Genomic DNA, 22046 nt, shown 5'->3' on the forward strand with positions numbered 1-22046 from the left:
TAATGGGGGCAGGGCTCGATTCATCGGGCGGGCGGCCCATCGGCAGCCCTTTCCGAGCAAGGGCCGGGAAGACGAATATACGAGCGGGGAGAAGAACCGACTTGATTCATAAAAAATACATCATCGCCGCAGCGCTTGGCCTGGGAAGCCTGCTGGCATCAAGCGGCGCCGCTGCTGAGGGCGGCGCCAATGCGCTGCTTAATGCGTCGTTCGAGGAGCGCGGGGCGCAAGGCCCCGCGGCGTGGACGACGACGGCTTGGGATGCTTCGCCGGGCAGCGCCGACTTTGCGCTGGAAACGGAAGCGGCGGCCTGCCATTCGGGCGCAAGCTGCGCCAAGCTGACGAATGTGAAGGACAATGACGCCCGTTACGTCCAGGAGGTGCCGGTCGCTGCGAACGCGATGTACAAGCTGTCCGCCTGGATCAAGGCGCAGGGAGTCGGCACCGGCCATAAGGGCGCAAGCTTGTCCGTCGAAGGCAAGACAGTCACCACCTCAGACGTAGCCGGCTCCGACGACGGCTGGCATTACGTTGAAATGTATGCGATTACACGTGAGCAGGCGACCACGCTTCGCCTGACGCTGGGTCTGGGCGGCTACGGGCAGCTGAGCACAGGCGCGGCCTGGTTCGACGACGCAGCCGTCGAGCCGGTGTCGGCTGTTCCGCCGGGGGCGACCGTCGTTTACCTGCCGGACGATCCGCCACCCGCCGCCAATGCCGCCGGTCTTCCGCAGCCGCCGAACGCTGCGGCCAGCGCGGGGAGCAGCGGCTGGCATCCGCTTTCGCGAGGGCCGCGGACCGGCCTGTGGGTCGGCTTGAGTGCGCTGCTTGCCGTCCTTGCCGGAATGGCGCTCGCCTACCGCCGATTGGCTTCGGTCGGCGCGCAGCCGCCGCGCCGTATGCCTGGGAAGGGGGGGCGCCCGCATGGCCAACCGCAACGATAAACATCCGCTGCACGTTGACAGCATGGACGGCTTGCGCGGTCTGGCGATTTTGCTCGTGATGCTGTTTCATGTCTGGGAGCTGAGCTGGCTCCATCATGGCTTCCCGTTGTTCGGATACGCGGTCAATCTGGATTTTATCCCCATCGCGGGGACGCTGGGCGTCGAGCTGTTCTTCTTTATCAGCGCGTTTTGTCTGTTTGCTCCGGCTGTGAATGCGCATCTGGAGGGCAAGCCGCAAAAGCCGCTTCGCCATTATGTCTACCGGCGGGCGATCAAAATTTTACCCTCCTACTGGCTGATGATGCTGGTCATGCTGTTGTTGGTGCCACATGATTTTCCCGCCGGTCAGGGATTCAAGCATATCGCGACGCACCTGCTGTTCGTGCACAACTGGTTTCATGATACGAAAAATTCGATTGTTGGCGTCTTTTGGTCACTGGGCGTCGAGGTGCAATTCTATGTGCTGTTTCCGCTTGCAGCTTGGGCGTTTTTGCGCAAGCCGCTGCTGACTTATGCGGGGCTGTGCCTGATTGCCGCCGGCTACCGTTACGGTGTGGAGCGATATAAGTTCGACGATTTGCTGTTTTATTTGAACGAATTGCCGGGCTATCTGGATGTATTCGCAAACGGCATGCTGGCTGCCTATGCGCTGGTATGGGCTGTAAAAAAGCTGCCGCACCTACGCCGTCTGCAGGCGTGGATGACCGCAGCGGCGGCACTGGCAGCCGTCGTGCTGCTGTACATGTTCCAGTGGCTGTACGATATTCGCTACGATGTGAACGGGGTTGCCGTCTGGCAAAGCCACAACCGCTTTTTCCTCGGCGTGCTGCTGACGGTCATAGCGCTCGGCTCCCATTTTGCCTGGAAGCGCTGGACCGGAATCGTGGCCAATCCGTTTTTCGTATTTCTGTCGGTCATTTCGTATAATTTGTACTTGTGGCATCAATGGATCGCCCGCGAGCTGGTCAAGCTCGGCTTCCCGGCGTCGCGCATAGCCGACCCGCATCAGGATACCGTCTGGCAGCTGTCATTTACGGCGCTGTCGTTGGGGACGGCCATTGCCGTTGCGGCGCTGATCACGTACGCTTTTGAGCGGCCGCTGCTCAAATACGGCGTTCGCGGCGCGTTGATCAAGCTGGGGCAGAAGACGGGGCGCTGGCGCGGAGGCGGTGTGCAGCAGCCAAAGCCGGGCGCGCGCGAGGTGTAACGGCGAGCTGGCTGCAGCCGGCAGGAGCAGACAATAAGCATGAAGCAGGCAATCAGTAGAGAGGGGCTTTCACTATGAAAATGTCGGTTTGCGTCGATGCCGTTTACCGTGACGGCGCGTTCGCGGAAGGGGTTCGACGGGCGTTGCGCGCCGGATTTACAGCCGTGGAAATCTGGGGCTGGTGGGACAAGGATCTGGAGGCGGCCGAGCAGGCGCTCAAGGAAACGGGCATAGAGCTTTATGCGATGTGCACCCGCATGATCAGTCTGGTGGATGAACGCCAGCGCGGCGCTTATCTGGACGGGCTGGTCGAATCGATTGCCGTTGCGGGCCGCTTGGGCTGCCGGAGGCTGGTGACGCAGGTCGGCCAGGAGCTGGAGGGCGTGCCGCGCGAGCGCCAGCGGGAATCGCTTGTCGCCGGTTTACGCGCTTGCGCGCCGCTGCTTGCGCTTCACGGCATGATCTTGCTGGTGGAGCCGCTTAATACGCGCGTCGACCATCCCGGTTATTTCCTGGCGGCGGCCGACGAGGCTTTCGCCGTGCTGAATGAAGTTGGCAGCGAGCAGGTTAAGCTCGTGTACGACATTTATCATCAGCAGGTTACCGAAGGGAATATTTTGTCAACGATGGAGCAGAATCTGTCCGCGATCGGGCATGTGCATGCGGCGGGTTGCCCCGGTCGCGGCGAGCTGGATACAGGGGAGCTGGATTATATCCGCATATTCCGCGCGCTGGCGGCTATGGGCTATGAAGGCGCGGTGGGACTGGAATATTTTCCGGCGGGCGATCCGGATGCGGGCCTGGAAAGATTGCAGGCTCTGTTAGGACGCTAGCGTGAGCGCGGCCGGACGGAGCGGGTAACCGTTGTCGTGCCGCCGCCGGAGTGTCAGGGCCGAAGAGATTTGTAGCCGACTGCAAGCCGCATATCCAGTCAGGATGCGGAGCTTGGGGCCTGGCGGCAGGTCTCTTTTTTGCTTGGCAGCGGGCTGTGAGTTGTTTATGATAGACATAGAGCTAAGGGCGCAGAAATCTAACGACTTCGAGTCCAATAAAGGGACTTTTTTCATGGTGATATACAGATGATTAGGCAAAAAATGTCGGAAATCAGGAGGATTTGATGAAACGCGTTTCTTTTATGCAACGTCGGCTGTCGCAGCTGCTCGTAGGGCTGCTTGTGCTCGTGGGGCTGCTGGCCGGAACGGCCGTTATGCCCAATCAGGCGCAGGCGAGTCTGGGCGCGGGCGATTATTTGCCTCATGCCGATAAAGGCTCGATCGTCCGCTTCGGCGGCAAGGACTGGATTCTCGTCGATCCGGCGCAGCGCAAGCTGCTGCTGAAGGGAGTAACCGGGGAGACCTACTTTTGGGGGTATACGTATCAGTTTAACAGCTACTCCAGCTCCATGAACTCAACCTACCGTTACTTGAACTATGACCAGACGCGGGATGGCGATTCGACCTTCTACGCTTCGTTAGGGAACGAGAAGAACTGGATTGAGCCGCATAGCTTCGATGTGACGACGGACGCGGACGAGGCGCTGCCGCTGTACGAAGGAGCCGCTACGATTACGGAGAAGGTCGGACTGCTGACCTACGACGATTACCAGACCTACAGCGCGGACGCTCAGCTTGATCTCGGCTCGTGGCCAAGCTGGTATCTGCTGACGCCGCACCGGATCGACGGGTCGACCATCGGTGTATATTACGTGAGCGGTGGAAGTCTGAATGTGATGCCGGAAGCCACACTTGTCAATTATTATTTTAATATGCGGCCGGTCGTTTATTTGCAGGATAACGTTTATATTGCCGGAGGGGACGGTACGTCGGGCAATCCTTATACGTTGGGACGAATGGGCATGACGCTGAGCGTCACGGGGCAGACGACGGGGCCGGTGACGGTAACGTTGAATTACCCGCCGCAGAGTACGAACCGGCAGTACAAGATCGGCGAATCCGGGGCTTATACCACTTATTCGGCGCCTTTTGAGCTGACGGCGAACGCGAAGATTTACGTCACGTATGACGATCAGGGAGCGGAGCAAGCGAGCTTTGACGTTACCAATATCCTTGCGCCCAGTATTTCGCAGCCGCTGCTGGACGTATCGACTTCCACGCCTGCCCGGTCGGTCACGGTCTCGATCACCTGTCCGGGCAATCCGGCCATTTGCGAATACCGGATCGACGCCGGCTCCACAGGCGTCTGGCAGCCGTATACGGGGCCGCTCACCCTGGAGGAGAATGCGCAGGTATATGCGCGCGGGGGCGACGGTAACGGCGTATATTCGCCGGAGAATAGCGTGAGTGTGAGCAATATTGATCGCACGCCGCCTTTGCCTCCGGCCGTGACAGCCAATACGTCGGCTGCCGCCACAGAGGTGCTGGTGGAGCTGATGCCGGCCAACGACGCCGTATTGACGGAGTATCGGCTTGGCGCAGATGATTGGCAGCCGTATACGGGGCTGATCGAGCTAACGGCCAACACAACGGTGTATGGCCGCTCTACCGATGCTGCGGGCAACGTTTCGACCGAATCTTCGTATACGGTAACGAATATCGACCGCGTGCCTCCGGTCATTCAGGGCATATCCGACGGCATGAGCTATACGACCAAGGTATATCCGTTCTCGGTGGATAACGATCTGGCTGCTGTGGCCTTGTGGCGCAATGAAACGGCTGTGTCGGGCTACAGCCTGGGCACGCCGGTCAGCGATCCCGGCACATATCGGTTGCTTGTCACCGATCTGGCGGGCAATACAGCCGAGCTCGTGTTCACGATCCTGCCGCCGCCGCTGGAGGGCGGCACGCTGGCTTCGCTGGAGGCCGGTACGGCTGCCGACGCGCTGACGGGCTTGTCGGAGCAGACGCCGGGCGCATTCGCTCTGGTGGTGGGCGACGATGTGCAGCGGGTATATGTTCGTCCGGCGGCTTCGGGCGTTGGCGGCTATCTGTTTGTGAACGGCGAGTCTGTGACCTCAGGCGATACGGCCGAGGTGGCGCTGACCGGAACGACGACGACGATTGAAATTTCCGTCTTGTCGGCTGACGAACAGCATTCCGCCACCTATCAGCTGATCGTGCAAAAGGCGGTGCGTCCGCAGCTGCTGTCCGCGTCGACGAATTACAGCGGCACGCTGCTGCTGGTTACGCTGGATCGCGAGGTCCAACCTTCGTGGGAAGCGGGTAAGCTGCACGTTTCGGGCGGCCGCACCGTCACTGCCGTAGCGCTGGACGCAGCGAACGGACGCTGGCAGCTGACGCTTGACGGGCCGGTAGCGGCGGGTGAACCGGTCACGCTGACGATGGATGCCGATGCTGTCCGCAGTACAGAAGGGGCCGGCAATGCAGCGGTATCCTCTTTGACCGTCACCAATCAGACGATTGGCGCCGGAGCTGGAGGCAGCATCAGCCTGGAGCAGCTGTTCCAGCAGTCGGGACAAAGCGGTTGGACGCGGGAGCAGGCTGTGGAGCTGCTGTCGCTGATCGGGCCGAGGTTTGTCGGAGGACGTTAAGATCGGCCAGGAGATGACCGGCAAGCCGCCCGGCAGGGGCGGACCGCAACGAGCGCGCGACGAGGGGCGATGGCCGGCAAGGCGACGCTGCCGGAGCGAGCAACGTCAGTAAACGCATAGGAAACAAAGCCGGGGGTGTATGCCAGCCGGCTTTTTCTGCTATGGAGGAGAGCGCTGCCCTCCCGTCCATTTTTGCCGCGAAAAAGGAATTGCCCGTCTTTCTTCGAATTAATACAACGAAGGGTGTAGAGCGGAGGTAGGACGAAGATGAAATTCAAAACCAAGCTGATTGCTGGCTTCGGCACGATTCTGCTGTTGATTGCGCTGACGGCGCTCCTTGTTTTTGGGCTGCTGGCCGATTTGAAGACCAGTATGCATGTGATCGTCAATGACAGCTATGCCGGCGTGAAGCTGGCCAGCTCGCTGCGCAGCGAGCTGAACAATATGAGCCGCGAGGCTGTCGCCTACTTGCTGGAGCGAGACCCGGCTTTGCTCGATGAGCATGTGCAGGAAATGGAACGGAGCAAGGTGCTGATTGGCGAGAATTGGAACCAGCTGAACAGCTTGGGGAGCAGTCCGGCCGACAGTGCGTTGATCGCTCGGATCAGCAGCGCGTATACCGGCTATGTCAACACCTTGCCTCCCTTGATGGAGCTGAAAACAAAGGGCCGGCAAGAGGAAGCGATCACGTTTTATTACGACGTGGTCGAGAAGCGGAGAGCCGAGCTGTTCGAGGCGCTGAAGGATTTTAATGCCGTCTATGATGCCCAAATCGATCAGGCGCAGCTGGAGTCCAACCGGACCTATGCCGTGACGGTGGGCCTTCTGGCCGCGCTGCTGGGACTTTTGCTGCTCGGCGGCGCGGCCATTGCCTACGGCGTGCTGCGCAGTACCACGGGCAGCCTGAGGCGCGTTACAGCCGCCATGAGCGGCATTTCGTTTCGCGATGTTGTCCATATTCCGCGTATTCCGGTAGGGACATACGACGAAATTGGCCGCATCGCCGAAGCGTTCAACCAGATGGCCGGGGCGCTGGAGGAGCACACCGAGCATCTTCGCACGTATCAGACGATGCTGGAGCAGCAGCATGCCCGCAAATCCCGAACGGCCGATATGCTGGCTCATCTTCAGGGAGTCCATGATATCGAGCGGATGGCGGAGCTGTTCGTGAACGAGATGACGCCGCTGCTTGGCGCGGGCTACAGCGCATTTTACTGGAGTGATCCGGAAGAAGCGGGGCCGCGCCGGCTGGCCCGTGTGGCCTGCTTTGCGGGAGAGGATGGGCTGGAGCCGGGCCGCAAGCTTGTAGCTTGGGGCGAAGGGCTGGTCGGCCAATGCGCCAAAACCAACCGGCAGCTCCTGCTGGACGACGTGCCGGAGGATTTTATCCGCATCCGCTCCGGTCTGGGAGAAGCGCTCCCGCGCCATTTGCTGTTTGTTCCGGTCACGTATGAAGGCAGGGTGGTCGGGGTGCTGGAGACGGCCTCGTTTCAGCCGTTCCCGGTGTCGGGGCTGCTGCTGCTGGAGGAAATCAACGTGTTGTTCGGCGTAGCGCTCAACAGCGCGTGGGCGTATATGCAAAATCAGCGGCTGCTTAGCGAATCGCAAGCGATTACCGAGGAGTTGCAAGCCCAGTCCGAGGAGCTGCAGCTTCAGCAGGAGGAGCTGAGCGCGTTGAATGAGCAGCTGGAGGAGCAGTATCGCAACACCGAGATCAAGAACCGGGAGCTGGAGCTGGCGCGCAGCGACCTGGAGGACAAGAATCGTCAGGTGATCATCCACTCGCAGTACAAAACGGAATTTCTCGCCAACGTGTCCCACGAGCTGCGCACACCGCTTAACAGCCTGCTGTTGCTGACGAATTTGCTGATTGAAAACAAGGAAAGCAATTTGTACGAGAAGCAGCTGGCGTTTTTGCGGACGATTCACGATTCCGGACAGGACCTGCTCCGCCTGATTAATGAGATTCTGGACCTGTCCAAGATAGAAGCGGGCAAAATGGACATTCTTTACGAGCCCGTGCCGCTGCTGCGCGTCAAGGAGACGCTTTTCCGCCAGTTTGAGCCGCTGACCAAGCAGAAGGGCCTGGAGCTGTATGTGGAGCTGGAGGCGGGGCCGCTGCCCGAAACGCTGATGACCGATGAAGCCAAGCTGCAGCAAATTTTAAAAAATCTGTTGTCCAACGCCGTCAAGTTTACAGAGCGCGGACAAGTCGCGCTGACGATACGCCGTGCGGCGTCGCAGGAGGTGGTGGAGGCCGGCCTAGCCCTCCCCAGCGGGATGTGGGTCGCCTTTGACGTAAGCGACACGGGCATCGGCGTGCCGCATGCGATGCAAAAAATGATTTTTGAGGCGTTCCGCCAAGCGGACGGGACGACCAGCCGCAAATACGGCGGCACCGGCCTCGGCCTGTCAATCAGCCGCTCGCTGGCTGCCCGGTTAGGCGGCGCGGTAAGCTTGGCCAGCGAGCCCGGCCGGGGCAGCACCTTTACGCTGCTGCTGCCGCTGGCGGGCGCCCGTCAGGCGGGCGGAGCGCTCATGGAGGCCGGCTATCCGCCAGCGGCAATGAGCACTCCGCCAGGGTCGGCCACGGCCGGTCCGCCAACGGAGCTGCTGGCTGCGCAGGCAGCCGGGGTGGGCGAGCCGGGCGGCCGCGACGGTCAGACCCAGGTGCTGGCAGGCCGCGTGGTGCTGCTCGTCGATGACGACATGCGCAATATTTTTGCTTTGACCAGCGTACTGGAATCGTTCCGCATTCGCGTGCTGTTTGCCGAAAACGGCGAGGAAGCGCTGCGCCTGCTGAACGAGCAAGCGGATATCGATTTGATCCTGATGGATATCATGATGCCTAAGCTGGACGGATATGAGACCATTCGCGCGATTCGGCATGCCGACGCCGCTTACCGGCTGCTGCCGATCATCGCGCTGACGGCCAAGGCGATGAAGCATGACCGCGATCTTTGCCTGGCCGCCGGAGCCAATGACTATATCAGCAAGCCGATTCAGCTGGAACAGCTGCTGTCGCTGCTGCAGGTGTGGCTGCACCGCTAGCCGACCGCTTTGTCCGCAAGGACGAAAGACAACGCTGCCGCCGCATCGGGCTGAAAGGAAGTGGGGCATGAAAGAGAAAGTGAAAATACTGGCGGTGGATGACCGGCAGGAAAACCTACTGGCGCTGGAGGCGGTCCTCGCCTCGCCGCGTTATGAACTGGTGCTCTTGCGTTCCGGGGAAGAGGCGCTGCGTTATTTGCTTATGGAGGACGTGCGCGATGTATCGGTGATCCTGATGGATGTTCAGATGCCGGGCATGAACGGCTTCGAGACGGTCGAGCTGATCAAAAGGCGCGAGCGCTGCAGCGAAATTCCGGTAATCTTTCTGACAGCGATCAGCACGTCGATGGACCACGTCCTACGCGGTTATCACGCGGGCTCTATCGATTACTTGTCCAAGCCGGTGCATCCCGAGCTGCTGCGGCTGAAGGTGGACGCGTTCGTCAAGCTGCACAGCTATCGACAGAAGACGTTGCAGCAGGGCGAGCTGCTGCAGAAGCGCGCAGCCGAGCTGACGGCGATGAACGAGCGGCTGGCGCGCGCCGAGGAGCAATTGAAGGGACAAAACGAGCTGCTGGAGGCGATGGTGCGCGAGCGTACCCGCGAGCTGATGATTGTCAACGAGCGGCTGGGCAAGTCGCAAACCCGCTTCAAGCGGCTGTTTCTGTCCAGTCCGTGCCTGATGGCGATTCGCAGCCTCGCCGACCAGCGTTATATTGATGTGAATGATAGCTGGAAGCAGCATACCGGGTATGACGAAGCCGTGCTCGGGCAGACGGGCGATCCGCTGGGCATTACTGCGGAAAGCGGCGAGGAGCAGGAGCTGGAGCCTGGCGAGGCGCTGCAAGCCATGCGCATCCGGTATACGACCCGAGCCGGTGAATTGCGCAACGGTCTGCTCTCTACCGAGGTCATCGATATCGACGATGAAAAATGTCTGGTGCAGGTCATTGTCGACATTACGGCGCAGGTGCAGCTGGAGCGCGAAATGACGCGGATGGCCCAGCTTAATCTGGTCGGGGAGATGGCGGCCGGCATTGCGCACGAAATTCGCAACCCGATGACGGCCATTCGCGGCTTTCTCCAGCTATCGCAGGCCAATGGCGGGCGGATGGAGCGCGATTATCTGGATATTATGCTGACCGAGCTTGACCGCGCAAACAGCATTATTACCGAATACCTCTCCTTGGCCAAAAACAAGCAAACCGATCTCCAGCCCGCCGATCTGAATGCGATTATCGAGACGCTCCAGCCTTTGATTCAGGCCGAAGCGCTGATGTCGGGCAAATACGTGCGGATCGAGGCGGGAGCCTGTCCCACGCTGCTGCTGGACGAAAAAGAAATCCGGCAGCTCATCCTCAACATGGCGATGAATGGGCTGGAGGCGATGGAGCCGGGCGGCTCGCTGACGCTGGCCACCTATGTAGACGCCGGCCATACGGTGCTGCGCATTGCCGACGAGGGCGGCGGAATCTCCGAGACGCATCTGGAGAAGCTCGGCCGACCGTTTTTTACGACCAAGGAGCAGGGCACGGGGCTGGGACTGGCGGTATGCTACAGCATCGCCGGGCGGCATCGCGCGCAGATTGAGGTAGAAAGCGGAGGAGCCGGCACCAGCTTTTATGTCCGATTTACCAAAAAGGCCCCCTGAACCCGCCGCCGTCCTTTCAATCGCCGAAGAGGGCGAGGATCGTCGCTTCGGCTTCCAGCAAATCGCGGGCCCGCAGCGCACCGGCCACATGCCGGTTATACGGCTGGTCCATGAGCAGGCAGCGGCTGCCCAACGAAACAAACGTTTCGTACGTTTCCGGCTTGTCGTCGATCAGCAGATCGCCGGCAACGCGCCATTTTTGCCCGGTGATGATCAGGTTATGCGGATCGACCATCGGCAGGTGCTCGCGCAGCCATTTGCGCTTGTCGTCCGTCGGATTGCTGACGCGCGAGGCATCCTGCCGGTAATCGCAATAGGCGTGTCCCGGGGGCGAATCGGAGACGATGACGATTTCAAAGCCGCGGCTGCTCAAGCGCTGCAGCACGTCGGCGGCATGCGGCTTGGGGCTGAGCTGGCGGAACAGTCCGGGCGTTTGAAATAAATCGTAGACCCGCCGGCCGCATTCCGGCTTGACGGAGCGGCTTAAATCCCATTCCGTCACATCGTCCAGCGTCAGCCGGTCGTTGTAGCGCCCGTTGTATTCGTTCAGCAGCGCCGTCAAAAAATCCGCCAATACGTCATCCAAATCAAACAACAAGGTGGCCTTGTATCGCTGCATGGTTTACCTTCTTTCTTTTCCACAGCGGGAATATTTACCTAGTGTACAGCAAGGCGGCGGTATTTGAGAAGCGTCGCGCCAGCCGCACGCGCCATCCCACCATCGACAGTCAGGAGGGCTTGTCTATGATCGTCAGCGCGAGCAGGCGGACAGATATTCCGGCGTTTTTCGCCGAATGGTTTATGCAGCGGGTGCGCGAAGGATATGTGTACCGCGTGAATCCGTTTCACGTCAAGATGGCCAAGGCAGTCAGTCTGAAGCCTGGCGACGTGGACGGCATCGTGTTCTGGACCAAGCAGCCCAAGCCGCTGCTGCGGCACCTGGACGAGCTGGACGGGCGCGGGTTCCGGTATTATTTTCAGATGACGTTAAATGATTATCCGGCGCTGTTTGAACCAGGGCTTGCGCCGCTGGACGCGCGGGTCGAGCAGCTGATCGCTTTGAGCGAGCGCATCGGGCCGGAGCGCGTCGTCTGGCGGTACGATCCGATCATTGTCAGCACGGCGACGCCGGTGGCGTATCACATCGAGACGCTTGCTGCGCTGGCCGAGCGACTGCAGGGGCACTCCGTGCGCCTGGTCATCAGCTTCCTGGATATGTACGGCAAGGTGGAAAAACGGCTCGCCAAGCTGCGGCAGCTGCATCCGGGGCTTGCGCTGACCGACATTGCCGCTCCGGAGCAGCGCGGCTTGCTGGCCGAGCTGATGCAGGCGGTGCAGGCGATTGCGGCGCGCACGGGCTTTACCGTGCAAAGCTGCGCCGAAGCGGCCGACCTGTCGCTGTGGGGGACGGTGCATGGCGCGTGCATCGATGCGGAGCTGCTCGCCCGCTCCGGCCCCGGCGGCGCGTTGACGCACCGCAAGGACCGCAATCAGCGTTCCGAATGCTTATGTACGGAAGCGGTCGATATCGGCATGTACAACACGTGCCTGTTCAACTGCACCTATTGCTATGCCGTACAAAGCGACAAGGCGGTCCGGTCAGCGCTGCAGCGCCATGTGCCGGGCAGCGCTTCGCTGCTGTACGATTACGGCCCGGGCGAGCCGGAGCGGCCCTAGATCTGCTCAGGCGTTATTTTCGCATCTTCACCGCGCGGCTTGTTTCCCCTATAATAGAGAAAGTCGGATAACGTTTTCCGAAGGAGAGGAGCTTTTCAACATGCAAATCGATCTGTCAGGCAAAATCGCGCTGGTCACAGGAGCCACCGGCGAGCTGGGCCGCGTGATGGCCCGAACGCTGGCGCTGTGCGGCGCCGATATCGTCATTCATTACAACAGCAATCTGGGCAAGGCGCTGGAGCTGCAGCGCGAGCTGGAAGCGTTAGGCCGTCGGGCCGTATGTGTGCAAGCGGACATTACGAAGCAGGAAGCCGTGCTCGCCATGCAGCAGGAGGCTGCCGCGAAGCTTGGAGACGTCGATATCGTGGTCGCGAACGCCGTTGTGCAGTATGCGTGGACGACTGTGCTGGAGCAGGCCGCAGAGGATTATGTGAGCCAATTTGAATCGTGTGTGCTGCAAAGCGTCTTTTTGGCCAAGGCGTTCATTCCGGCGATGCTCGGCAAGCGCAGCGGGCGGATGATCGGGATTAATACGGAGTGTGTGATGCAGCATTTTGCGACGCAATCGGCCTATGTGGCGGGCAAAAGGGGCATGGACGGCGTCTACCGCGTGCTGGCCAAGGAGGTTGGCGAGCACCAGATCACCGTCAATCAGGTCGCACCGGGCTGGACGATCAGCGAGCGCGACCGGGACAATCAGACGGAACAGAACGAAGGCTATTCGCAGTCGGTGCCGCTCAAGCGCCGCGGAACCGATCAGGAGATTGCCAATGTGGTGGCGTTCCTTGCTTCTGATTTGGCCAGCTTTATTACCGGGGCGTACGTGCCGGTCAGCGGCGGCAATGTGATGCCGGCGATTTAACGTCTGACAGCCGTCGGCCGGCCGTCGCCGCGCTTTGGGTGCCGCGCGCAGCATGGAATGAACGCGCGTTCGCAGGCAGGCAGGCAGGCAGGCAGGCAGGCAGGCAGGCAGGCAGGCAGGCAGGCAGGCAGGCAGGCAGGCAGGCAGGCAGGCAGGCAGGCAGGCAGAGGATGAGCCCTTGATGCTGCGCTCTGCACTCTGCGTGCGAGATCGGGACAAGCTGCTTGCCGATCGGCTCGGTGCCCCGGATGCTGCGCGCTGCGCGCTGTGTGCTGCGTTCGAGGTGCGACGTTAAGCGCTCGGCCGCTACAGCGGGCGGCAGCAACGCCGCCATTGAGCCACGGCCCGCCCGTACCACCTGCGGGGAAGCGGCAAAGCCCCGGAACAAGCCAAAAAACCTCCCGATTTATCGATTCCGGGAGGTTTTGCCGTTCAGGCAGCGAGGCCGCCTGAGCGATCAGCTATTGGCTTGCGGGGAATTCGGGTGCAGCTCCATGAATTCGATCCGGTTGCCGTCCGGGTCGCGTACCCAGCACTGCCAATTGAAATCCTTGCCCTGCAAGGGCTCGACGTCAAGCGTCACGCCCTGCTCGCGCAGATGCTGAGCGATGTCGGCGACGCTGTCGACCTCCAGGCAGAGGTGGGAGAAGCCGATCGGCTTGGCGACGGCAGCAGGCTTTTGCTCTCCGCCATAAAACAGCTCAATGAATTGTCCGTCAGCGACCTTGATATACACAATCCAGGGCTCGTCGTTGTCGTTGTTGATTTCAAAAGCTTTCGTAAAGCCGAGCACGCCGCAGTAAAAAGCCAGCGACTTGTCCATATCGGCAACGTCAAAGGCGAGATGGCCGATTCGTTTAATCATGATTGGTTCCCCCGGTCCATAAAGTAGTGGATAAACGTTTTCATTTCTAGCATAATCAATTCGCTGCCCGGTTGTAAAGCGCGGAGCGCCGGGCCGCGAGCGCGTAACCGGAAGCGCCGGGCCAGACGCCGCCTTTTCGTACCGCGCGCGACTCCCGGAGCGCGGTGCCAGCCGTACGGCGGCTGTCAAACCAGTGCGGGACGGGCATGGCGCGGCGGCACCGACCGGGAAAGCTGCGCGGGGCGTCTAAGCCGCGCCGCCGGCAAGCCCGCTCGAAACGGCTGCCGACGGTCTATTTTTCATAAACAGAAAGGGTGTTTACGATGTATCCAAGCTTTGATTTGACAGATAAGGTCGCTGTGGTGACGGGAGCGAGCATGGGCATCGGCTACGGGCTGGCCAAGGCGCTGGCCCATGCCGGAGCCAAGGTAGCGGTTATGGCGCGCAGCCTGCCGGAGCTGGAGCGGCTCGCGGCGGAAATCGCCGCAGAAGGAGGACAGGCGCTGGCGCTTACGCTGGACGTGACCGACGTTTCACAGATTGCAGCGGCCATGCAGCAGGTGCGCGCGCATTTCGGGCGGCTCGATATTCTCGTCAATAACGCGGGCTTGGGCGCGAATCATCCGGCGCTGGAGGTTACGGAGGCCGATTGGGACAGCATGATGGACGTGAATTTGAAGGGCTTGTTCTTCTGCTGTCAGGCGGCGGGCCGGATCATGCTGGCCGACGGCGGCGGCCGGATCGTCAACATGAGCTCGCAAGCCAGCGTGGTCGGGATTCGCGATCATGCCGTCTATTGCGCTACAAAGGGCGGCGTCAACCAGCTGACGCGGGTGCTGGCGCTGGAGTGGGGCGCGCGGGGCGTGACCGTCAATGCCGTCGGGCCGACGTTCACCTATACGCCGGGCACGGCTGAGCGTCTGGATAATCCCGCCTACCTGCAGACCGTTGTGGAGCGCATTCCGAGCGGCCGGGTGGCCGACATCAAGGATGTGGCCGGAGCGGTCATTTACCTGGCTTCAGAGGCCGGCGCAATGGTCAACGGCAGCGTGCTGCTGGTTGACGGAGGCTGGACCGCGCAATAAGCGGGCAGTTCCGCCGGTAGAGCATAACGGCAGCGCATAGCCGTCGTCTGCTGCAACCGTTTGCGCAGGGGCTTGTTTCAGCCGCAGCAAGCGGGTGTAATGATACGTAAGGGCGACTACTCCCTTAATCTAGCAGGCAAGCCGAAAGGGGACGGAAATTATGACTGTGGAATATGCGAAATTCGCCAAAGTGCAGGTCACTCCCGTTGGGCGCGGCATTCAAGCCGCTTTGAAGCTGCCGGCCTCCTATAATTGTTCGTCATCGTCGGGCTCCATCCGCTTTTTCGTCGGCTTCGACGATCTGGAATGCGGCATCGAGACGGCATGCGGAGCTCCGGGCTGGCGCTGGTTTGCCGACAGCGGCGCTGCTGCCGGCTCGGGGGAGCGCGGCGAATACGGCGAGTTCAACAACGGAGATTCGGTCAAAATCAAAATGACGCTCGACGACACCGAGCATAAGGTCAAGTTCTTTGTGAACGGCGAGCTCAAGACGACGTTTTCGACGGCGTACTCGGCAGCGACAACGTTTACCAACTGCCGGCTTGTGCTGGGTGCGTTCATGGTGTCGCCGACGAGCGGGGCGGATGAGCTGCCGCAATGGGAAGTGGTCCACGAGCTGGTCACGGTCGGCGGCTTGATGTACAAAAGCGCCGACCAGACCTGGATGCCGATTACGAGCGCCAACGCGACTCCTTCGGTGTTTCATACGCCGGCGGGAGAAGGCGAAGCCTGCTGCCCGGAAGCCTACAAATTCGATATGTCGGAGCTCGACAGCTCCAGAGTGTGCGCGTCCATTGACGTATAGCGCAGCATGTGAGGCAACAAAAGCCGGCGGTCGGGCAGACGGACGGCGGGAAAGCCATGTTGGGCCGGTAGCCGGGACATGGGAGCATGCCGGCTATCGGCAGATAGACACTTTTCGCGAATGGCTCGTCGGAGCCGGCGTGGAGAGTGTTTTTTCTGTCTGTAAAAAAGCCCGGCCCCTGGCAGCAAGTGCCGGGACCGGGCTGCGCCCGCGCGCTGTGTACAGCTCAGCGTATAGGCGTTGCTTGTATCTCATAGGGATGGAGCTCGGCTCGGGGAAGGACTTATCGGGCCGTCCGCTCCGCGGATGGATGGCAAGCCAGGTCTGACAAGCAGCCGCAATCCCCGCAGCGCGCGACTCCCGGAGTGCGGTACCGGCCGTACGGCGGCTGTCAGCCCACGGGAGCTCGCCAAGCAGCGCCGCAACGGCCAGCTTACGAGCTGGCTTTTGGCTTCGCAAAGGTGTAGACCTTGGTCCACGTTTTGCCGCCATCGGCGGTCGTATACATCGCGGACGGCTCGGTGCTGTCGGTGGTGATCCACCAGCCGCGTTCGCTGTCGGCCATCGCCAGCAGCGCTTCGCCGTAGCCGGCAAAGGCCGCGCTGCCGTTCACCCACGTACGGCCGGCGTCCTTTGTCCAGCCGATCGTATTCGGCTTATCGCAGGCCGGGCAGCTGCCACCCATAAACGCCGTCTGTCGGTCGACGACATAAAGCGGACCCGGACGCGAGCCCTCATTTTTCGGGCCGTCGTTATATTCGAGCGGGAAGCCGGGCGCAGGGCCGCCGCCAGCCGAAGAATTGGCAAGCACCGTCTGCCATTTGCCGCCGCCGTCGGCTGTATGGAACAGCGAATACGAGGTTTGCGTCATGCCCGAATCGCCGATCCATTCGACCCAGGCGTCGCTGGCTCCGGCGGAGCGGATCAAAGCGCCGTTCAGCGGCGCTGCGAGCTTGCGATTCATGACCGCGGTCCATGTCCGTCCGCCGTCCGTGGTGCGCTCGACCTTGCCTGCGCCCTCTGTTTGCGTCACGGCCCAGCCGTTGGCTGCATCGTGGAAATAAGGATCGCCGACAAGGTTAGCTGGTGTCTGCAGCGTTGTCCACGTCCGCCCGCCGTCCTTGGTTGTGGCGTTGGCCATGAACGCTTCTTTGGCCGAGACGAAATGCAGGAATCCGTTGTTTGGCACAGAGCCGGCCAGCTTCCACGTCTGGCCGCCGTCGGTTGTTGCCAGCAGTTGCTTGCTGCCAGTAACGGCCCAAGCCATTTTATCGTTCAGCGCAAAAATCTGCGCAATCGCTTCGCCGCCTTTATATTGCTGCTTCCAGCTCTTGCCGCCGTTATCCGTGCGGGCAATCCAGCCGTCGCCGCCGATCCAGCCCGACGAGGCGCTGGCCAGACGTACAGCCGTTGGCTGGTTCAACACAACGGCTGTTGCGCTATCGCTTGCCGCGGCGCCGGTTGCTTGCGGGGTTGCTGCCGCTTGGCCGCTGTTGGAGTCGTCCGCCGCTCCGCTTGGGGCGGGCGATGCGGTTCCTGCAGCGGAGACGGTCGGCTGCGGCGCGGCGGAGTTAGTGCTGGCCGGCGCTGCCGATTGGCAGCCCGATGCAAGCAGAAGCGCCCCTAGCAGCAGTGCGTACGGAGTTTTTCGAATGGATGTTTGTATTGGCATGGGAATCCCTCCATTTTTCTGTCTGTAGTAAACTGACGTTGCTGACTGTGGAAAAGTTACAAAGCGGTCTGTCATAGCGTAACCCGATGCTGCGGTCGGCATACAAAATCTGGCGCCAAGCAGAAAGTATTTTCCGAAAACGGACGGAAGCAGGGGGCTGACAGCAAGCGGGAAAGCGGAGTTAAAAAGGCGGGGCTGCAACACTATACGAAGGATGTACCCACATTTTAAAAAAATGAAAAATAGAAAACGTTTTCGTTGTCAAAAAAACAATTTGTGATATAATAAAACCAGAAGGGAACGTCAAAGGGCCGTCAGGCCTGTTTGACAGCATCAAATGAAAGCGCTTCGCCCTGAATAGAATCCGATGCGGGCGATCGCGGGACAGGAGGCGGGAAAAGCTGTTGATTGGAAAGGAAATCCTTGTTGGATCAAGGTTTCCGGCTGGCTGCAAGCAGGAATGAACGCGCGTTTATAACCGTGAAGGAACGCTTGGGCAAGCACGTCTGAATCAACATGAAGCATCAGGCAAGGGAGCAGCATGCCGCACTATTTTTTTACCTATATAGGAAAACGGTTTCTGATAATGCATGTGTCAAAAAGTCATTCTTCCGTCGCTGCGCCGTCAGGCGAACGCGTTATGGAAGGGGCGACGCCGTTCTCCGCATTCCTACTTCATTTCTTACAGGGAGGTCATTTTGTGATTCGACAAAAACTACAGATATCGTGGCTCGCACTGCTGGTTGTTTGCGCGATGCTGGTTGCTTTGCTGCCCGCCGCCGCAAGCGCTGCGGAAGCGGACTACTCGCATTTAATCGTGCCTGCGGCCGTCAAGCCTTCGGCGGGAGGAGCCCTGCAGCTGCTGACGCACAACGGAGAGAAAATGCTCAGCGACGCCAACGGCGACCCGATCCAGCTGCGCGGCATGAGCACGCACGGCTTGCAATGGTTTCCCGGCATTATTAACGACAACGCGTTCGCAACGCTGGCCGAGGATTGGGGCGCGAACCTGATTCGCTTGGCGATGTATGTCGGCGAAGACGGCTATGCCACGAACCCTGCGGTCAAGCAAAAGGTGATCGATGGCATCGACTACGCGATTGCCAACGATCTTTACGTGATCGTGGATTGGCACGTGCACAATCCGGGCGACCCGAACGCTTCGGTGTACGCGGGAGCGATGGATTTTTTCCAAAGCATTTCCGAGCTGTATCCGAACGACAAGCACATTTTATATGAGCTGGCCAACGAGCCGAACGGCGGCAATGCGCCGGGCGTGACGAACGACGTCTACGGCTGGCAAGCGGTCAAATCGTATGCCGAGCCGATCATTCAGATGCTGCGCGATTCCGGCAATGAGAACATCGTGATCGTCGGCAGCCCGAACTGGAGTCAGCGTCCGGACCTGGCCGCCGATGACCCGATTGACGATGCGAATACGATGTATACGGTGCATTTTTATACCGGCACGCACATGCCGGCCGCGGATGACACGGATCGCTCCAACGTGATGAGCAATGCGCGTTACGCGCTGTCGCACGGAGCTGCGGTGTTCGCGACGGAATGGGGCACCAGCGAAGCAAGCGGCAACAACGGGCCGTTCCTGGACGAAGCGGACCAATGGCTTGATTTTTTAAATGAACACAATATCAGTTGGGCGAACTGGTCGTTGACGAACAAAGCGGAGACGTCGGCGGCGTTCCAGCCGTTCGAGCTGGGCAAGCACGATGCGACGAACCTCGACCCGGGCTCCGACCACCTGTGGACGCCGCAGGAGCTGACCGTTTCCGGCGAATACGTGCGGGCGCGGATCAAGGGGATTGCCTACGAGCCGATTGACCGGACAAAAGAAAGCTTCAGCACAACGCTGTTCGACTTCAACGACGGCACGGTGCAGGGCTTTGGCCTGAACGCTGACAGCCCGGTCAAGTCGATCACGCTGAGCAATGTCAATAATGAATTGCAGTTGTCCGGCATGACGGGCAGTCAGGATGTGTCCGACGGCAACTATTGGGCAAACGTCAGGTTGTCTGTGGATAACTGGGCAGGCGATAAGCCGGATATTCTCGGCGCCGAGCAGTTGACGATGGACGTATTTGCAGCGGCGCCGACGACGGTCGCTGTAGCGGCAATTCCGCAAAGCGCGAATCATGGCTGGACGAATCCGCAGCAAGCGGTGCGGGCGGAGACGGGCGATTTTACGCTGCAGGAGGATGGACGTTACAAAGCGACGATTACGATCAGCAAAGCCGATGCGCCGAATCTGGCGGCGATTGCCGAGGATGCGGAAGACAGCACGCTGACGAATCTGATTTTGTTCGTTGGCGTGGCTTCGGGCAATGTGATCTCGCTGGACAATATCGCGATTAGCGGCAATAGAACGATTGTCGAGCATCCGGTGGTTCACGATCCGGCGGGTGTGGCGACGTTGCCTTCGGATTTTGAAGACGGCACCCGCCAGGGCTGGGGCTGGGACGGCGGCTCCGGGGTGAAAAGCGCGCTGACGCTCCGCGATGCCAACGGCTCCAAAGCGATTTCCTGGGATGTCGCTTATCCGGATGTCAAACCGAGCGACGGCTGGGCATCGGCACCACGCCTGGTCTTGGGCGGCATTAATGCGACGCGCGGCGATCACCGATACTTGCTGTTTGATTTCTATTTGAAGCCGGTACGCGCTTCGGCTGGCGCACTGTCGATCAATCTGGCGATGGCTCCTCCGGCGCTTGGCTACTGGGCGCAGGCGGCAACGAATTTTGATATCCCGCTGACTTCGCTGGCGAACAAGGCGACAACTGCCGACGGCTTGTACCGATTCCAGGCGTATTTCGATCTGGAAGCGTTGAAGGACGGCAAGGTGCTGGAAGGCGATACGAGCATTCGTGACTTTACGCTGGTTGTCGCCGATGTCGACAGCGACTACGCCGGTACAATGTATGTGGATAACGTCCGGTTGGCGACAACGCTTCCTCCGGCTGCTCCGGTTGTGCAAGCAGCTGGCAGCGACGCGAGGGCGAAGCTGCTGTGGCAGGCGGTGAGCGGGGCATCCTCGTACAACGTGCAGCGCGCTACCGTGAGCGGCGGACCTTATACGGTCATTGCGTCAGGCGTTACGGAGACCACCTATACCGATAGCAGCGTGCATAACGGCACGACCTATTATTATGTGGTCACAGCGGCCAACGCCGGCGGCGAAAGCGAACGCTCGGTCGAGGTGGCGGTGATGCCTAAGAAGTCGAGCGGCGGGGATAGCGGTGCCGGCAATGGCAACGGAAATGGCAATGGAAATGGAAACGGGAACGGCAATGGTAATGGGAATGGTAACGGTAACGGGAATAGCAATGGCAATGGAAACGGCAATGGCCCAGCGGGAGCCACGCAGGTGGTGAAGCTGCCGGCAGCCGATGCGAACGGCCGCATCTCGGTGAAGCTGGACAGCGGTGTGAGCAAGGTCGTTCTGCCGGCAGCAGGCAGCGGAACGGACGGCAAAGGCCGGATCGAATTGGCCGGCGATCAGGTGACGGTGCAAATTCCGGGCAGCGTGCTGCAAAAGCTGCAATCGCTCGTACCGTCCGGCGAATTGGCTGATGCGACGATTTCGTTCCGCATGGAGCCGGCTTCCGCCTCCGATAGCGCTTCGCTGCTGGAGAAAGCCGGGGCAAGCAGCGGGGCTTCCGTCAAGGCGGCTGGGGACGTGCTGGACTTCTCACTGGCGATCGTCGGCAAGGACGGCAAGGAAACGAAGCTGTCCACGTTTGCCGAGCCGATTACGATTGCGCTCAAGGTGAACGCAGACGCGAATCCCGATCTGCTTGGCGTCTACTACATCGCTGACGACGGCACGCTGGAATATATCGGCGGCAAGCTGGTCGACGGCACAATGACCGCAGACGTCACTCACTTTAGCAAATACGCCGTGCTCAGCTTTGACAAATCGTTTGACGATGTCAGCGATTCGTTCTGGGCCGCTCCGGTAATCAAGTCGATGGCGGCGAAGCACATCGTCCAAGGCGTGAGCGACACCCTGTTTGCGCCGCAGCGTCAAGTGACGCGCGCCGAGTTCGCGGCGTTCCTTGTGCGGGCGCTTGATCTTACGGCAACGGGCCCTGCGGCGTTTGCCGACGTACAGGCCGGCGACTGGTACGCCGGCGATGTGGCGGCCGCCAGCGAGGCCGGCTTGATCAACGGCCGCAGCGCCGATCAGTTTGCGCCGAACGACACGATCACGCGTGAAGAGATGGCGGCCATGCTGGTGCGCGCCTACGCGCACAGCCGCGGCGCAGCCGCAGTCGACGCCGCCGGTGCCGACGAAGCGGCGGCGTTCGCCGACCAAGCGCAAATCAGCGCTTGGGCTCAAGACGCCGTGCGCGCAGCGCAGGCGCTCGGTTTGCTGAACGGCCGCGATAACGGCTCGTTCGTGCCGCACGGCGCAGCCACGCGCGCCGAAAGCGCGCAGGCGCTGGCCCGCCTGCTGGCGCCATAGCGCGAGGCTAAGCAGCGCTGCGGCTGGGCGGCCAAGCGGCAAGCGCATACGCGGCCGGGCGGCCCGGGCCGGGGCGGGGTGAGCGCGAGAGGCTCGGCCCTGAGCGCTCGCCGCCGAGCGTCCGCGGGCAAGCTGCGCCGTCGAGCGCGGGCCTGACAGCCGCCGCATGACCCGCATCGCGCTCGGGGGCGCGCGGATGCGGCAGCGCGGGGCTGGCCGCCGAACGGCGGCGGCTGATC

Annotated in this window: 14 protein-coding genes; 11 read left to right on the forward strand and 3 right to left on the reverse strand. The window is 60.8% G+C overall.

Annotation, left to right across the window (positions count from 1 at the left end):
• Window positions 1-101 precede the first annotated feature (101 nt).
• The 6 genes from B5M42_RS07110 to B5M42_RS07135 all read left to right on the forward strand — a co-directional run bounded on the left by B5M42_RS07110 (window position 102) and on the right by B5M42_RS07135 (window position 10361).
• Window positions 102-944, forward strand: a complete 843-nt coding sequence (locus tag B5M42_RS07110; protein ID WP_134756684.1) for a carbohydrate binding domain-containing protein — start codon at window positions 102-104, stop codon at window positions 942-944.
• Complete coding sequence (locus B5M42_RS07115) at window positions 925-2151, forward strand: acyltransferase family protein (RefSeq protein WP_134756682.1); 1227 nt, start codon at window positions 925-927, stop codon at window positions 2149-2151. The genes B5M42_RS07110 and B5M42_RS07115 overlap by 20 nt, the downstream gene beginning before the upstream one ends.
• A gap of 74 nt (window positions 2152-2225) precedes the next feature.
• A complete protein-coding gene (locus B5M42_RS07120; RefSeq protein ID WP_134756680.1) occupies window positions 2226-2984 on the forward strand; it encodes a hydroxypyruvate isomerase family protein in 759 nt (252 codons plus the stop codon).
• 284 nt (window positions 2985-3268) lie between these two features.
• Window positions 3269-5659 (forward strand): cadherin-like beta sandwich domain-containing protein, encoded by a 2391-nt coding sequence (locus B5M42_RS07125; protein ID WP_134756678.1) that lies wholly within the window; start codon window positions 3269-3271, stop codon window positions 5657-5659.
• A 267-nt stretch (window positions 5660-5926) separates the two neighbouring features.
• Complete coding sequence (locus tag B5M42_RS07130; protein ID WP_134756676.1) at window positions 5927-8710, forward strand: ATP-binding protein; 2784 nt, start codon at window positions 5927-5929, stop codon at window positions 8708-8710.
• Window positions 8711-8777: 67 nt separating this feature from the next.
• Window positions 8778-10361 (forward strand): response regulator, encoded by a 1584-nt coding sequence (locus B5M42_RS07135; RefSeq protein ID WP_134756674.1) that lies wholly within the window; start codon window positions 8778-8780, stop codon window positions 10359-10361.
• A 16-nt stretch (window positions 10362-10377) separates the two neighbouring features.
• Here the strand turns inward: B5M42_RS07135 and B5M42_RS07140 are convergent, their stop codons facing one another.
• Window positions 10378-10980: a 5' nucleotidase, NT5C type gene (locus B5M42_RS07140; RefSeq protein ID WP_134756672.1), complete on the reverse strand. Its 603-nt coding sequence runs from the start codon at window positions 10978-10980 to the stop codon at window positions 10378-10380.
• A gap of 125 nt (window positions 10981-11105) precedes the next feature.
• Here B5M42_RS07140 and B5M42_RS07145 point away from each other — a divergent pair, with 125 nt between their 5' ends.
• Both B5M42_RS07145 and B5M42_RS07150 read left to right on the forward strand, forming a co-directional pair.
• Complete coding sequence (locus tag B5M42_RS07145) at window positions 11106-12038, forward strand: DUF1848 domain-containing protein (protein WP_134756670.1); 933 nt, start codon at window positions 11106-11108, stop codon at window positions 12036-12038.
• Between the two features lie 100 nt (window positions 12039-12138).
• Window positions 12139-12900 carry an SDR family NAD(P)-dependent oxidoreductase gene (locus B5M42_RS07150; protein ID WP_134756668.1) on the forward strand — a complete coding sequence of 254 codons (762 nt, stop codon included), beginning with the start codon at window positions 12139-12141 and terminating at the stop codon, window positions 12898-12900.
• A 457-nt stretch (window positions 12901-13357) separates the two neighbouring features.
• Here B5M42_RS07150 and B5M42_RS07155 read toward each other — a convergent pair whose 3' ends face one another.
• The gene (locus B5M42_RS07155) at window positions 13358-13765 is read right to left on the reverse strand and encodes a VOC family protein (protein ID WP_134752456.1); all 408 of its coding nucleotides are present in this window, start codon (window positions 13763-13765) and stop codon (window positions 13358-13360) included.
• Window positions 13766-14088: 323 nt separating this feature from the next.
• On the opposite strand from B5M42_RS07155, the gene B5M42_RS07160 reads away from it, so the two are divergent.
• Entirely contained in the window at window positions 14089-14850 is a 762-nt protein-coding gene (locus B5M42_RS07160) for an SDR family NAD(P)-dependent oxidoreductase (RefSeq protein ID WP_134752458.1), read from the forward strand.
• A 160-nt stretch (window positions 14851-15010) separates the two neighbouring features.
• On the forward strand, window positions 15011-15655 hold the full coding sequence (locus tag B5M42_RS07165; RefSeq protein WP_134752460.1) for a hypothetical protein: 645 nt from the start codon (window positions 15011-15013) through the stop codon (window positions 15653-15655).
• Between the two features lie 433 nt (window positions 15656-16088).
• Here the strand turns inward: B5M42_RS07165 and B5M42_RS07170 are convergent, their stop codons facing one another.
• Window positions 16089-17327, reverse strand: a complete 1239-nt coding sequence (locus B5M42_RS07170) for a WD40/YVTN/BNR-like repeat-containing protein (protein WP_134752461.1) — start codon at window positions 17325-17327, stop codon at window positions 16089-16091.
• Window positions 17328-18027: 700 nt separating this feature from the next.
• Between B5M42_RS07170 and B5M42_RS07175 the strand changes: the two genes are divergently transcribed.
• A complete protein-coding gene (locus B5M42_RS07175; protein ID WP_209280702.1) occupies window positions 18028-21807 on the forward strand; it encodes a carbohydrate-binding domain-containing protein in 3780 nt (1259 codons plus the stop codon).
• Window positions 21808-22046 lie beyond the last annotated feature (239 nt).

The organism is Paenibacillus athensensis (assembly GCF_004514475.2).
Lineage (GTDB): Bacteria > Bacillota > Bacilli > Paenibacillales > NBRC-103111 > Paenibacillus_AL > Paenibacillus_AL athensensis.

What these genes read in the sequence shown, in the direction of transcription:
- B5M42_RS07140 (WP_134756672.1), bottom strand. Translation starts at nt 10,980, where the DNA reads ATGCAGCGATACAAGGCCACCTTGTTGTTTGATTTGGATGACGTATTG.
- B5M42_RS07120 (WP_134756680.1), top strand. Translation starts at nt 2,226, where the DNA reads ATGAAAATGTCGGTTTGCGTCGATGCCGTTTACCGTGACGGCGCGTTC.
- B5M42_RS07155 (WP_134752456.1), bottom strand. Translation starts at nt 13,765, where the DNA reads ATGATTAAACGAATCGGCCATCTCGCCTTTGACGTTGCCGATATGGAC.
- B5M42_RS07165 (WP_134752460.1), top strand. Translation starts at nt 15,011, where the DNA reads ATGACTGTGGAATATGCGAAATTCGCCAAAGTGCAGGTCACTCCCGTT.
- B5M42_RS07115 (WP_134756682.1), top strand. Translation starts at nt 925, where the DNA reads ATGGCCAACCGCAACGATAAACATCCGCTGCACGTTGACAGCATGGAC.
- B5M42_RS07130 (WP_134756676.1), top strand. Translation starts at nt 5,927, where the DNA reads ATGAAATTCAAAACCAAGCTGATTGCTGGCTTCGGCACGATTCTGCTG.
- B5M42_RS07160 (WP_134752458.1), top strand. Translation starts at nt 14,089, where the DNA reads ATGTATCCAAGCTTTGATTTGACAGATAAGGTCGCTGTGGTGACGGGA.
- B5M42_RS07145 (WP_134756670.1), top strand. Translation starts at nt 11,106, where the DNA reads ATGATCGTCAGCGCGAGCAGGCGGACAGATATTCCGGCGTTTTTCGCC.
- B5M42_RS07150 (WP_134756668.1), top strand. Translation starts at nt 12,139, where the DNA reads ATGCAAATCGATCTGTCAGGCAAAATCGCGCTGGTCACAGGAGCCACC.
- B5M42_RS07135 (WP_134756674.1), top strand. Translation starts at nt 8,778, where the DNA reads ATGAAAGAGAAAGTGAAAATACTGGCGGTGGATGACCGGCAGGAAAAC.
- B5M42_RS07125 (WP_134756678.1), top strand. Translation starts at nt 3,269, where the DNA reads ATGAAACGCGTTTCTTTTATGCAACGTCGGCTGTCGCAGCTGCTCGTA.
- B5M42_RS07170 (WP_134752461.1), bottom strand. Translation starts at nt 17,327, where the DNA reads ATGCCAATACAAACATCCATTCGAAAAACTCCGTACGCACTGCTGCTA.